Raw genomic sequence first — 13,088 nt, 5'->3', positions numbered from 1 at the left:
GTATCTTGCTGGCCAACAGCTTTACTTTGGAGGTTTTTATGTCTGTGGAGTCATTATTTGCCAAAGACAGCCGCATTGCAGACATGGTAGAAAGAACAGCCACAGCGAAAACTGTGCAATCTGAGCCGGCACTGCAGCAACAGGACGCTATTCTTGCTGATAAATTAACACTTGCTGCGCAAGCTGAAAAAGCGGCGCTAGTAAAAGTTGAACAAACAAGACAAGAAGGTCAAGAAAATCAACCGGAACCTGCGGTATCATTCGATAATAATCAGATCCGGCAAACGCTGGAGCAAATTAACAAAGTTATACCGATAGCTAACACCAGGCTGGTGTTTGAATTTGATGAACTAGGCGACCCGCCAGTCATTAAAGTGATAGATAAAACCAGCAATGAGCTGATCCGCGAAATACCATCGCAAGATTTAGTCAAAGTGGCTAAAGCTTTCAGTGAAATGGCCGATAACTTAACTAAGGCAGGCGCATTGATTAATTTTCAGGCCTGACACGAAACTCAGGAGCATGCTGTTATGGCAACTATCACTTCAGCTGGTGTAGGTTCAGGTTTAGATCTGGAAAGCATCATTCAGGCAACGGTTAATGCTGAAGATTTGCCGCGGATGAAACGGTTTGAAGAGAGCAAAACCCGTTTTTCCGTGCAGCTATCTGGTTTAGGGGCAGTAAAATCAACGTTGTCTGCATTTCAGGACATCATCAAAAAGCTGGCTGATCCGGCAAACTTCAGCAAACGCAGTAATACCATTACGCAACCAGCTTCCGGTGATTTAATCTCCGTGGCCTCTAACAGCAGCGCCACACCTGGTAATTTCAATATTAAAGTAAACCAGCTTGCCCAAGGAAGCCGGGCAACGACTAATGCCGCTTTTACCGCACCTACCGATGTGGTTAGCGCCGCTGGTGGCAAACTGACCATAGCGGCCGGTACTAAAAGCTTTGAGGTGGATGTTGCAGCAGGTGCAACCCTGGAAGAAGTTAGGGCCGCGATTAATGATTCAGCAGACAACTTTGGTGTGTCGGTCAATATCATTAATACCGGCGGTGCCACACCAGAAGCTAAGCTAGTTATCAGCTCAAATGTGAGTGGTACAGGTAACGATTTAACCATCACTAACGACAATGCAGAGCTGGATAATATTTCTACCACGGCTTTTGGTGGCGGAGCAGGTGGCTTAACCATTGCTGTTGCCGATCAGGCCCGGGATGCCATTATTGAAGTCGACGGTATAGCAGTCAGTAGCGAAACCAATATATTTAAAGACGCAGTACAGGATTTAACTATCACCGCGAAAAAAGTCAGCGAAGGTACTGAAACTGCCAAACTGACGGTTGATTATGATAAAACCGGTGTTGAAAAACTTATTGATGAATTTATCGCCGCTTTTAACAATGCGGTTGGTACTATCGAATACCACACCAAAGCCGGTGCCGCTTTATATGGTGACTCGGCGATGCGTGGTCTGAAAAACCAATTGATCAATACCTTATCAACCTCTGTCTCAGGTGCCGGTGGTTTTGAAACACTGTTTGATGTTGGTATTGGTTTAACCAAAGCAGGTAAGTTGGAAAAGTCTACTTTGGTGCGCAGTGTTAATGAAGCGCTAACGTCTGACTATGCTGATGTCGGTAAGTTGTTTTCCGGCGAAACAGGCTTGGCAAAAACCTTTGAAAGCTTTTTAGAAAGTCACCTCGAAACCGAAGGTAGCTTTAAATTTCGTGAAGAATCGCTAAACAAATCTTTGCGGCAAATTGAAGACGATAAAGCTTCACATGACTACAGAATGACGCAACTTGAGGCTGGTTTGCGGGCAAAATACGCCAGTTTAGATGTGTTAATTGCATCGATGAAAAGTTCAGGCAGTTATATTACCCAACAATTAGCTAGTTTACCTGGTTTTACCAGTTCTAAAAAATAAATAGGAGAGCAAGCGCATGAGCGGTGCAAAACTTAAGTTTTATCAAAAAGAGGCTACCAAAACTCGCTTGGCTGATGCGTCTCCCTATCAGATAATCAAGATGCTGATGGCAGGAGTGATGGATAATCTGGCTTTAGCCAAAGGTGCATTGCAGCGTAAAGATTATGAGCAAAAAGCTATATGTTTATCTAAAGCTTCTGCAATTTTGGAATCGCTACGCTCTTGCCTTGACGAAACGGTAGCACCTGAGTTAGCAGCTAACTTGTACGCCTTGTACAGCTACATGATCGAACGCTTGATTGACGCCAGTGTTGAAAAGGACACTACCACCGCTATTGATGAAGTGTCCAATTTATTTCGTGAAATAAAGTCAGCCTGGGATGAAATACCGCTAAGTGCGCAACAAGATGCCGAAGCACAGCGTACGGTGGCGCATGCAAACGTCGGATAAAATTAACGCGGCAGAACAACAGCTTATTGTTGTTTCTGCTGCTGTAGATAAAGCAGATTATGAGCAGGCAACTGAGCAACTCGCCAATCTGATGACCTCCCTTCAGCAAATATTCGTTAACTCAGATCAGCTTGATGCTGCACAGGCTGCCAGGTTGCAACTGCTGTCTGAGCAGATCGATGCGCAACTATCGTTATTGTCTGCGCAACAGCAGCAAATAAAAGATAGCTTAGGCCAGATTGCTGCGGTAAAGTCTGCCAATAAGATAAAAAAAACCTACCAGATTGGCTAAGTTATGACTGAGTTAGAGCAGTTATTGCAACAGGCGGAACATGCCCTGTCGGCATTGATGCAGCAGAACGAGCGGGAGCAGCGATTTGCCAAAGAGTCGCAAAAGCGCTTTGAACGTAACATTCAGGCTCTTGAAAAATACTTCCCTAATATTGCTAAGACAATAAAAGAATATCAGCCACGGGAAGATTTTAGCATTATTGTTACCTCAACCGGCGTTGGTAATTTTATTCCGGCGTCTGTTCCGGTGCCGATTTACTCTGATGATCCGATACAGCAAACCCGTGATCAGCTTGAAAAAAATGAGCAAAAAGGCTACTACAGTTTAACGCAGTACGGCTTTGATATCGCAGATAATGATCAGCGAATTCATAGTCGCTTTATGGCAAAGCTGAGTAATACTATTAAGTCTTTTCGAGAATCGAATCCGGCGAATCTAACCGCCTTACCGGAGCATTTTCCTACTGCTATCTTATTTGGCGTTGGTTTGGGTTTTATCGTCACTGAATTGTTAAACAAACACAGTTTTGATTATATTTATATCAGTGAGCCTGATCTTGAGATATTTTACGCCAGTTTGTTTTGTACTGATTGGGCGTCGATTATTGAAAGTGTAGACGCCGAAGGTGGTACCTTATTTTTACAGATTGGTTTAAGCGTTGAACAGTTTTTCGATTCTGTAAAAAAGATTGCCTCTGATATCGGCGCTTATTCAATTATCCGTGCATTTTGTTATCAACATTATCCATCTGCTGAAGTAAACAAACAAATATCTGCTTTTTTTAATGGCTACTACGAAATTCAATCTGGCTACGGATTTTACAATGATGCTATTACCGGCTTAGCACATTGTTTGATGAACTATAAAAATAAATCCCATTTTTATGTGCCGGTCGTGCCGCGTAAATATCTTGATATGCCGGCTGTAGTGGTAGGCAACGGCCCTTCACTGGATAGTGCTGCTGAAGTGTTAAAGCAGATCCAGGATAACGTCATTATCTTTGCGTGTGGTACGGCTCTGGGGTCCTTGGCACGGATGGGCATTAAGGCTGACTTTCATGTGTTAGTTGAGCGGCCAAGAACCACTTATGACGCCCTGTTACACAGTTTTGATCCCTCTTTCTATGCCGATTTAAATTTGTTAGCCGTTGATGTTATTTATCCTGATGCGGTGGAGTTATACAAATGGGCTGGGCTGGGATTAAAAGGTCCTGAAGCCGCGACAGTCTTTAGCCAGATAATAACACTGGAAGACCATAAAACGTTACTTCCTTCTTTAGCCTTTCCCGGCCCTTTAGTAGCCAACACCGGATTATCCTACGCTTTTACGTTGGGCTTTGGTGAAGTTTATCTGGTTGGTGTTGATAACGGTTACCTGGATGGTAAGACACACTCCGCCAACAGTATTTATGCTAATAACGAAAACTACAAAAAAATTGTAGATAAAGGCGCGCGTATTAAGCTGAAGGGTAATCTAACCCAGGATGTCATGGCGACCAATTTGTTGATGTTAGCGCATAAATTTATGGAAGGCTTGGTTAAAACAGATAAAAAGATTTCCGTTTATAACGTTGGCGAAGGTGCCTATATCGAAGGGGCAATACCGCTAATTGAGGAAGATGTGTTTGTTCGCACAGCACGGGGGCCCAAAGCGGAAGTTGTAGAATCAATTAAAAGCCGTTTCTTTAAAAAGCTTGATTTTAAAGTAGATGATACACGTCTGGCTTTCGATTTATTTGATGAGATTTGTGATCATCTGAATGATATTGCCAGTGAGTCATTTAGTAACAGGCAACAAGCCTCTGACATATTAAAGCGGCAGGCGCGCTATGTTTATGCGTTCCGAAATACCCGTTTTGCTCATTTGTTCCATATGCTAAAAGGCTCTTTACTGTATTACCATTGCCCTATGCTGACACTGTTATACCAGTATGAGGATGAGCAGGTGTCATTAGATTGCTTCACTGCTTTGTTGGCGTTGTGGAAAGACTATGTCAGCGCAATGAAAGTGGACTACCGGCAAAGCTGGAACAAAAAATGTGACTGGGGTATGGATATCGTCTTTGCTAATAAAAATAAATTACAATGAATCGATTTAAGTTGGTTTTCAATGAGTATTCATTGATACTTAAAATATTTTAGATAAGAGTGGTTGAGGCTTGGTTTTAAATTTTATTTAATTTATTTTGTTATTTCACTAGCATTTTTTAAATTCCGTTCTAATATTATATCGTTTCTTTTTGATGAGTATTTTATTATTAGTTAATGGAGGGTTTTGTATGAATAAGTTAGTCCTGTTTTTCCAAAGCTTATTTATGTTATTGGTGACTTGCTGTAGTTTTTATGTGAAAGCTGGCATGATCGGTGATACTTTGACTATTGACAGGCTCTACCCAAATTTAAACTCGCATTATCAACCTTCGGTTGAAACTACCGTGGCTGCAGGAAACTCGGATGCAATCAACGCTTTTTTACACGAGCTGATTGATCCTGAAGACACTAGCGTCACTATTCAATGGATAAGTAGCAGTTATTTTCTAGGTAGCGTAAATGTTTTTGATGGGTATAGATTTACTGGTTTTAGTGAAACAATAAAAAATGTAAAAGTGTCTGATATTTTCAATGTTTCATTGTTTGATCTTGATTTTGGTGATGATTTCATTAACTTGAATTTTGATAGTGCTTTTGATAGTTCGAGTTTTTTAATTTTAGATGTAGAGTTTGCTCCGGCTTCCGTTTCTGAACCTAATTCTATATTTTTGTTTTTTATTTGCTCTTTTGCGTTGATGTTTAATTTAATGTTTCGGCGAAAGCAATATTATAAATCGTTTTCATCTTTTACCTTTAAGTTCTAATGGTTAATGCCGTGCTAGTTTTGTCATGGTGACTATTGAATGACTTTTAGCCACACAGCGTAAAACCATCATCCACCACAATATTTTGCCCGTTGGTAAAACGGGCATGATCTGACAGTAAGAAAGCTATAGCGCCGGTTACATCTGCTGCATCTAGCATGCCTTTACCCAGTGTTTTGGCTTGATACTTTTGCAAAAACGGCTCGGGCTGACTATCCAATATACCGCCGGGGCTGACCAGATTAACGCGAAAGCGGCTGTCGGCAACATAGGCCGCTGCGTATTTGCTCAAGTGGATTAGCGCCGATTTAATTGCCGCATATTCAACCGGCATTGTCATGCTGGTGTTGGCATAGACGTCAAATCTTGGCGCAACGACACCATATACCGATGCCAGATTCACCAGTGAAAACTCACGCGGCTGTTGTCTAAAGTAAGCGGCACATTGCTGCATAAACAAAAAGGCACTGCCAAGGTTAAGCGATAAATTGTCATTAAAGCTTTGCAGGCTGACATCGAAAAAGTGCTTGCCGTAGCTTTTGTTACGCGGATAGCTGCAATTGACTGCGCCATCCGGCTGATATTTCAGCAGTAATGCCTGAATGGCATCGGCGTCTTGTATATTCAGTGTTGCCAGCGTGAGCTTTGGGATATCAGTCACAACGCCATCATCTTGCAGGCGCTTTTGCAGGTTTGCAGTGTCTAAATCACTGGCTATTACTGCGGCACCCTGTGCCAGGCAGGTTTTTACTACTGAGCGGCCAATCAGCCCGCCAGCTCCGGCTATTAGCACCGTTTTATTATTCAGCATCTTGTTCAACCTTCAGAATGGCCTCTGCCAGCATAAAATCGTAAATATCGTCTATGTCTACCGCGCGCTGCTTTGGCACCTCAATACTGGTGATGCGGCCGCTAAACAGCGCATTGTGCTGCAGAATAAAGTCTGGCCTGGCGGCGTAAACCACTGTGGTTATATCGTAAACAGCCGGCGCATCCTGCCGGCGGTGTACGCCATTGGGTAGCTGGCTGACCAGTTGCACCATGCCATCATCGGTGCGTGTCACCATATTAAAATAGGGGTTGCGGTTGGCCGGTGTTACCGCCAGGCATAAATCTGCATTGCTTTGCCGCAGTTGGTAAATAGCGTTGCTAACATCCTCAGCGCTTCTAAGCGGGCTGGTTGCCGGCAGGCTGACAAAGCTATCAAAATTGCCATAGTGTTGCTGCACATAAGTAATTGCATGCTGCCAGGCTGCCCACTCGGGGGCCGTGTCGCTGGCAAGCTCCGCCGGGCGCGCTATTACTGTGGCACCGGCCGCTAAAGCGCTATTAGCAATTTCATCACAATCCGTTGAGACAAAAATCCGCGTAATGTCAGCAACCTGCTTTGCTACGTCAATGGAGTAGTGCAGTAGCGGTTTGCCAAGTAGCGGTTTTATATTTTTGCCGGGTAAACCTTTTGAACCACCCCTGGCAAAGATAAAGGCAACACAGGTCATAGTGTCTCCACTGGTGCGATGGTTTTTACCTGCTCAATAAGCTTAATCAGCGATGCGGCGCTATTCAGGGCCGCTTTGCAGCGATTTTTTTGCTGCACTTTTTGCCAAAAGGCTCTAAGCATATCGAGGTACATGCTGTTTTTGTCGTAACTGTCGTCCTGATACAAGACTTGCTGTTTGTCGTGTTGATATAAGTGCACCGTGTTAGAGACAAGATCCCACTCTAAGCGGCCGTGCTGGGCAATAATACTGCAACGGCGAAATGCATGTTGCTGCAAAAAATCCAGATGGACAAATGCGCTGACATTGTCGGCCGTAGTTAAGAACAGTTCGCTGATATCTTCAACATCGAGCTCAAGTAAACCACTTTTACGGTTGCGGGCAGAACGAAGCGTAAGAGAGCCAAATAACCATTGCAGGTAATCCAGCTCATGGCTTAGCTCCAGCAGGGCTCCGCCACCTAGCGCTTGCCTGGCAGACACTGATTGACGGTAATCTTTACCCGGGCGCCAGTGTGGCAGGTACTGGCCAACCTGAGCGATGACACTAAATATCCTGCCAAGGTGGCCGTTTTCCAGTATGGTTTTAAGCTGCTGTGCAGCCGGTAAATAACGCAGGCAGTAACCAACTTCAATAATACTGTCAGGGAAGTTTTGTGCTATGGCAAGCAACTGTTGGGTTTGCTCTGCTGTAGCCGTGAGCGGCTTTTCAACCAAGACGGCGATGCCGGCCGCTAACAGCTGCTCGGTATGCTGTTGATGCAGACTGGCCGGTGATGCAACTATTACAAACTCAGGCTGTGCACTTAATAACTGCAGCATACTGCAGGCAGTGACATAATCAGGCAACGTGTTACTGGCGGTTGCATTGGCTGCAGCGCTGGCACTAACAGCCAGCAAAGCGGCATCTGGAAACAACAGATGCAGGTTTGCCAGATGGCGCAGGCCAATGTTGCCTAAACCAATTACCCCAAGTTGCATTAATGCAGCCCCAGATTGATCACATCAATTTGTGCCCGCTGGTAATCGTCCATCCGGCCGATATCCAGCCAGTATTCGTGAATAGGGAACATCAGCACATTCTTATCGTTGCCGATATTTTGCTCAAGTAAAGTAGGCATATCAATACGCTGATTGGCTTTCACCTGTTTGCGTACGGCTGGTGATACAACATAGATACCGGCATTAACAAACAACCGTTGTATCGGTTTTTCCACCATGCCGGTAACCTTGTTGCCTTCACCGTTGATGACACCGAAGGGGATTTGGTATTCGTAATCGCGCACACACATGGTGGCATCGGCCTGCTGTTTATTGTGAAACTGCAGCAATTGCTCAAAGTCTATCGTGGTGAGCAAATCACCATTCATCAGGATCAGCGGTAAATCCGGTACTGAATCCGGTAGTAGCCCCAAAGCACCACCGGTGCCGAGCGGTTCCTGCTCGTAAATGTAGGTAATGCTGACATTCCAACGTGAACCATCACCAAAATACGCCTGAATTTGCTCTGGCATATAGTGTAAAGAGATATAGAAATTGTGAAAGCCGGCACGGATAAAGCTGTTTAAAGCGATCTCGAGGATCGGTTTATCGCCTACTTTTAGCATGGGTTTAGGGCAGGCATCGGTAAGGGGTTTTAACCGGCTGCCAAAACCTCCCGCCATTAAAAATACCGGGTTGTCATACAAGACAGCATCTTCAGCGGTTTGCAGTGTCTCCAGACCAACGACTTTACCGGCTTTAATCAGCGGAATTGACAGCAGTTTTTTCCGCGTCATCAGCTTTACCAACTCACGACGGGGCGTACCATACTCAGCCGTCAGCGGCGAGGGGTTCATCACTTCGCTTACTGTGCTTTGCAAAGTACAGTTACGTAATAAGCCGCGGCGGATATCACCGTCGGTAAGAACACCGAGTAAGGTGTCAGTGGTGTCTACCACCAACGCGATACGCAGCGCTTCTTTATCCAGCAATAACAGCGCATCGCGGATGCTACTGTCAGGAGCAATGGCAGTGTTTTTCCAGCTGGTACTCATCATGCAGCCTCATTCAATTTTAATGACCGACTTAGCGCCATAAATTTTCTGATTATCTAGCAAGTTACGTACCACGGTACTGCCTGCAGCAACAGTGGTATTGTTACCAAGTTTAAGCCCTTGTATCACGGTAGCCCCGGCGCCAATGTAACTGTTTTCACCACAACAAACGCCACCACACAAGATAGCGCCGGGGCTGACAATAGTATGACGCTCCAGTACACAGTCATGTTCAACCAGGGCACCGGTGTTGATAATAACGTTATCGGCAATGTTGGCGTCAGCATTAATAATAACGCCAGGCATAATTTGTACGCCCTGACCCAGCGTGCAATGAGGATCTATCAGCGCATCACTGGAGATAACCGAAGCAAAGCGGTAACCCAGGGCAGAGAAACGGTTAAATATTTCATTGCGGGCACTGTTGCCCGGCAAAGCGCCTACACCATTTATCAGCAGCGTTTGCTCTGGTGGATACTGCAATACCGCACTGTCATCGCCGAGAAAGGGGATAGAAGCAAAGATAGCAGATTGTGGTGGCTGCAAGGCACAGACACCCGAGAGCACAGTTTGCTGCTTAACAAGAATGGACAGCAGCACTTTGGCATGACCTCCGGCGCCAAGCAGGATCAGATGCTTAGTCTGCAAGCAAGTCTCCTTCATTAAAGTCACTTTTGGCAACAGTGCCTAACAGCTCCCAGTAGCGCTGTGGGCTGATTCCACTGCCAGGTCTTTTACAGGCAATATGAGTGGTAGTCAGGGTTTCACCTGCGCGGATGGCACAAGCCGCCACCAGGCTCTTGCGGGCAACGGCTTTATTGGCAAGCTCTGACGGTGCCGGGCGTTTAATGCCATCACCCAATGCTATATTCACCTCACGTATGGCACTCACCATAGCCGTTAGCTCTTCAGGCTCCAGTGAGGCCTTGTGATCAGGGCCGGGCAGAGTTTTATCCAGCGTAAAATGTTTTTCTAGTACTGTAGCGCCGCGGGCAGCAGCGGCTATGGCAATATGTATCCCCGCGCTATGATCTGAATAACCTACCGGCAGACCAAAAGCTGCAGCCATTGTATCCATCGCTTTTAAATTAATATCGGATGCTGGTGCAGGGTATTCTGTCGTGCAGTGCAGTAAAGTGACTTTCTGACGCAAAGCTCGTTGGCCTTGCTCGCTGGCGTATGCCTGATTAAAAGCCAATTGTGATGGTTTGATATCGGCAGCTGCCGTCAGACCAAACGCAATAACACCCAGTGCTGTTTCAATTTCTGCCAGATTAGCCATACCGGTTGATACTATCAGTGGCAAGCCGGCTTTGGCATGTTGCAGCACAAAAGGCGCGTTGGTAATTTCACCTGAGGGCAGTTTCAGCCGGTTTAGTTTAAGTGGCCCGAGTAAAAACTGCAGGCTTTGCTCATCAAAGGCGGTAGATAAAAAGCCGATACCGCGGCTGGCGCAATATGCCTGCAGCCGTATATGAGCATCGTGACTTAGCTCCAGCCGGCGCAACATTTGCAATTGCGACTCGGCCTGGCCGGTATTTTTGCGCTGATAGCTGGCTTGCTGTGCGCCGGCAGTGGCTAACGCATTAGCGTTAAAGGTTTGAAACTTAACAATGTCGGCCCCGGCAGCTACCGCCGCATCTACTAAGGCAAACGCCAGCTTTTCGTCACCATTATGGTTAACGCCGGCTTCGGCAATAATCAATGTCATAAGGCGGCTCCGGGCAGATCATAAAAGGGTTTTACCGGATCAAACTGCAGTTGTTTAATCAGCTGTATAATTTTGCCGCTGGTATTGCCCTGGCCATACGGATTAGTAGCACTGTCAGCAGTGCTGTTAAGAGCCGTTGCAATACCGTGCTGAATAGCCTCAGTATCAGCCCGGCAATGCAGCACAGACGCCGCCGCCAGCCGGCCTTGTTGCCGGCTGCCAATGTTTACCGTGGGCACATTAAACGCCGGTACTTCAATAATTCCGCTGGACGAATTGCCAATAACGGCAGCGGCGTGTTTCACTGCACTCAGGTAGCGTTGTTGCCCCAGTGACTTTATCGCCAGCACCCGTGTTGGCTGCGCGGCGGCATAATGTTGCAGACGCTGAATAATTTGCCTGCCTCCTTCATCGGCATTTGGGTAGGTCAGGATGATCTGGTGATCTTTAAACTGGTCCAGCGCGTTTAGCAGGGCATCGAAACTGGCCAGTGGCGGTTCATCTGCCAGCGTAACCGGGTGATAAGTAACGACAAAATAGGGCTGCTGCAGCTTAAAGCTCAGCGCTTCGGCTAGCTGTGGCAGACTGAGCAATTTGCTGCGGCTCAGGTGGTCTAAACCTATAGCTCCGACGTTATGCACCCGCTCGGGCGCTTCGCCCAATTGAATCACCCGCTGGCGATATGTCTCAGTGGAGGTCGCATGTAGATAACTGAGCTTGGTAATGGCATGGCGGATAGCGTCATCGGTTGCGCCTTCAGTAATTTCGCCGCCGTGTATATGCAGCACAGGAATTTTCATTAACATAGCGGCCTGCGCCGCTGCCAACGTTTCAAAACGATCGCCAAGCAGCACCAATACATCAGGCTTTAATCGTGACAAACTGTCCGCCAGACCAATCAATGCCAGCCCCATACTCTTTACCGTGCCAACGCTGCTGTCAGATGACAGCAGCATTTCAATTTTCTCAGTGATGTCAAAACCATCTTTATCGATTTGCTGATAGGTGTTTCCAAACTCCGGCGATAAATGGCTGCCAGATACGATAAGTTGCAGCTGTAATCCGGCATCGGCTTTTATGTCGTGCAGCAGCCAGTACAGCAGGCCGTATTCGGCCCGGGTGGCGGTAAATACGGCAACTTTTTTCGCCATTACTGGGCCTCCGGTACACTGCTGGGTAAATTAATCAGCCGCAGTGCCAGCTCTTCAGCACATTGCAGCGGGCCGCGCACTGCATGTTTAAACGCTGGCAGCTGGTGCATTAGTTGCCATACCGGCCGGGTCATTACACCGGCGTCATTACTGTGCTGCAGTAAGTCGTCGCGACGTTGTTGATCCGGACAAAGCACGGCGTTTAACCAGAAGTTGGAGCTGCACTGTGCCGGTTCATCTATAAACTGGTAGTCGGACCCGGCAAAAAAGGCTTTGTAATGCATAGCAAGTTCACGTTTTTGTTGTAAAAAGTACTCCAGTGACTCCATTTGTGCACAACCAAGCGCTGCGTTTAAGTTTGGCAAGCGGTAATTGAAGCCGGGTTCATCATGATAAAACTGCCAGCGATGAGCCACTTTGGCCGTGGTGGTAAGGTGTTTAGCGCGGCTGCCATCTGTCGCGCTGGCACACAGCAGCATACCGCCACCGCCGGTGGTAATTATTTTATTGCCGTTAAAGCTAAGCGCGCCAAAGTGGCCCAAAGTGCCGGTATGCTGCCCTTTATAAAAGGAACCCAGACTTTCAGCGGCGTCTTCGACCAGTATCAGTTGCCATTGCTGACAGATCTGCAGCAGTTCATCCAGTGCTGCCGGGTGGCCAAAGGTATGCATTGGCATGACGGCCTTAATACGCTGGCCGTTGCTTTTCAGGTAGCAGCCTTGTGCATCAGTGGCGGCCTGTTGCTGCAGAAAGTTCAGTAATGCTTGTGGGCATAGCGACAGCGTAGTGGCGCTGACATCAACAAATACCGGTTCTGCGCCCATATGGTACAAAGCATTACAGGTAGCAACAAAGGTAAGTGGCTGGGTTATCACCAAATCGCCGGCTTGCACGCCAGCCATATAAAGCGCGCTATGCAGGGCTGCAGTGCCATTCACCGTTGCCACGGCTTTACCGCAGCCGGTAAAGTGTTCAATTTGCTGCTCAAATTGATCCACGTATTTGCCTACACTGGAGACAAAGGTGCTGGCAATGGTGTCGGCCAGATAGCGTTGTTCATTACCAATAAAACGTGGCGCATGCAGCGGAATGGCGGCATTGGTTTGATAAAGCTGGCGCACAAAGTGAATAATTTTAGCGTTCATTAACAGCTCAGGCTCC

At 46.7% G+C, this 13,088-nt stretch carries 14 protein-coding genes; 6 read left to right on the top strand and 8 right to left on the bottom strand.

Annotation, left to right across the window (positions count from 1 at the left end):
* The first annotated feature begins 38 nt into the window (after nt 1-38).
* From MN202_RS01665 to MN202_RS01640, 6 genes are all read left to right on the top strand, one after another.
* Nucleotides 39-506, top strand: coding sequence for a flagellar protein FlaG (locus MN202_RS01665; protein ID WP_335734345.1), 468 nt, complete (start codon nt 39-41; stop codon nt 504-506).
* Nucleotides 507-530: 24 nt separating this feature from the next.
* The gene (gene fliD, locus MN202_RS01660) at nt 531-1,934 is read left to right on the top strand and encodes a flagellar filament capping protein FliD (protein ID WP_335734344.1); all 1,404 of its coding nucleotides are present in this window, start codon (nt 531-533) and stop codon (nt 1,932-1,934) included.
* A gap of 16 nt (nt 1,935-1,950) precedes the next feature.
* Nucleotides 1,951-2,385: a flagellar export chaperone FliS gene (fliS, locus tag MN202_RS01655; protein ID WP_335734343.1), complete on the top strand. Its 435-nt coding sequence runs from the start codon at nt 1,951-1,953 to the stop codon at nt 2,383-2,385.
* Nucleotides 2,369-2,677, top strand: a complete 309-nt coding sequence (locus tag MN202_RS01650) for a hypothetical protein (protein WP_335734342.1) — start codon at nt 2,369-2,371, stop codon at nt 2,675-2,677. The genes fliS and MN202_RS01650 overlap by 17 nt, the downstream gene beginning before the upstream one ends.
* A gap of 3 nt (nt 2,678-2,680) precedes the next feature.
* Nucleotides 2,681-4,765 (top strand): motility associated factor glycosyltransferase family protein, encoded by a 2,085-nt coding sequence (locus MN202_RS01645; RefSeq protein WP_335734341.1) that lies wholly within the window; start codon nt 2,681-2,683, stop codon nt 4,763-4,765.
* Nucleotides 4,766-4,955: 190 nt separating this feature from the next.
* Complete coding sequence (locus MN202_RS01640) at nt 4,956-5,531, top strand: hypothetical protein (protein ID WP_335734340.1); 576 nt, start codon at nt 4,956-4,958, stop codon at nt 5,529-5,531.
* Between the two features lie 46 nt (nt 5,532-5,577).
* On the opposite strand, the gene MN202_RS01635 is transcribed toward MN202_RS01640, so the two are convergent.
* The 8 genes from MN202_RS01635 to MN202_RS01600 are packed head-to-tail and all read right to left on the bottom strand — an operon-like array spanning nt 5,578 to nt 13,072.
* Entirely contained in the window at nt 5,578-6,342 is a 765-nt protein-coding gene (locus tag MN202_RS01635) for an oxidoreductase (RefSeq protein WP_335734339.1), read from the bottom strand.
* Nucleotides 6,332-7,030 (bottom strand): acylneuraminate cytidylyltransferase family protein, encoded by a 699-nt coding sequence (locus MN202_RS01630; protein WP_335734338.1) that lies wholly within the window; start codon nt 7,028-7,030, stop codon nt 6,332-6,334. Before MN202_RS01630 ends, MN202_RS01635 begins: the two co-directional genes overlap by 11 nt.
* Nucleotides 7,027-8,010, bottom strand: coding sequence for a Gfo/Idh/MocA family protein (locus tag MN202_RS01625; protein WP_335734337.1), 984 nt, complete (start codon nt 8,008-8,010; stop codon nt 7,027-7,029). Before MN202_RS01625 ends, MN202_RS01630 begins: the two co-directional genes overlap by 4 nt.
* Nucleotides 8,010-9,068 carry a nucleotidyltransferase family protein gene (locus tag MN202_RS01620; protein ID WP_335734336.1) on the bottom strand — a complete coding sequence of 353 codons (1,059 nt, stop codon included), beginning with the start codon at nt 9,066-9,068 and terminating at the stop codon, nt 8,010-8,012. Before MN202_RS01620 ends, MN202_RS01625 begins: the two co-directional genes overlap by 1 nt.
* Nucleotides 9,069-9,074: 6 nt before the next feature.
* Nucleotides 9,075-9,713, bottom strand: a complete 639-nt coding sequence (locus MN202_RS01615) for an acetyltransferase (protein ID WP_335734335.1) — start codon at nt 9,711-9,713, stop codon at nt 9,075-9,077.
* The gene (gene neuB, locus MN202_RS01610; RefSeq protein WP_335734334.1) at nt 9,703-10,776 is read right to left on the bottom strand and encodes an N-acetylneuraminate synthase; all 1,074 of its coding nucleotides are present in this window, start codon (nt 10,774-10,776) and stop codon (nt 9,703-9,705) included. The genes MN202_RS01615 and neuB overlap by 11 nt, the downstream gene beginning before the upstream one ends.
* Nucleotides 10,773-11,927 (bottom strand): UDP-N-acetylglucosamine 2-epimerase, encoded by a 1,155-nt coding sequence (gene neuC, locus MN202_RS01605; RefSeq protein WP_335734333.1) that lies wholly within the window; start codon nt 11,925-11,927, stop codon nt 10,773-10,775. Before neuC ends, neuB begins: the two co-directional genes overlap by 4 nt.
* A complete protein-coding gene (locus MN202_RS01600) occupies nt 11,927-13,072 on the bottom strand; it encodes a LegC family aminotransferase (protein WP_335734332.1) in 1,146 nt (381 codons plus the stop codon). The genes neuC and MN202_RS01600 overlap by 1 nt, the downstream gene beginning before the upstream one ends.
* Nucleotides 13,073-13,088: the final 16 nt, after the last annotated feature.

This window comes from Rheinheimera muenzenbergensis (genome assembly GCF_036984005.1).
GTDB classification, from domain to species: Bacteria; Pseudomonadota; Gammaproteobacteria; order Enterobacterales; family Alteromonadaceae; genus Alishewanella; species Alishewanella muenzenbergensis.
This window is presented reverse-complemented; position numbering and strand designations above follow the sequence as displayed.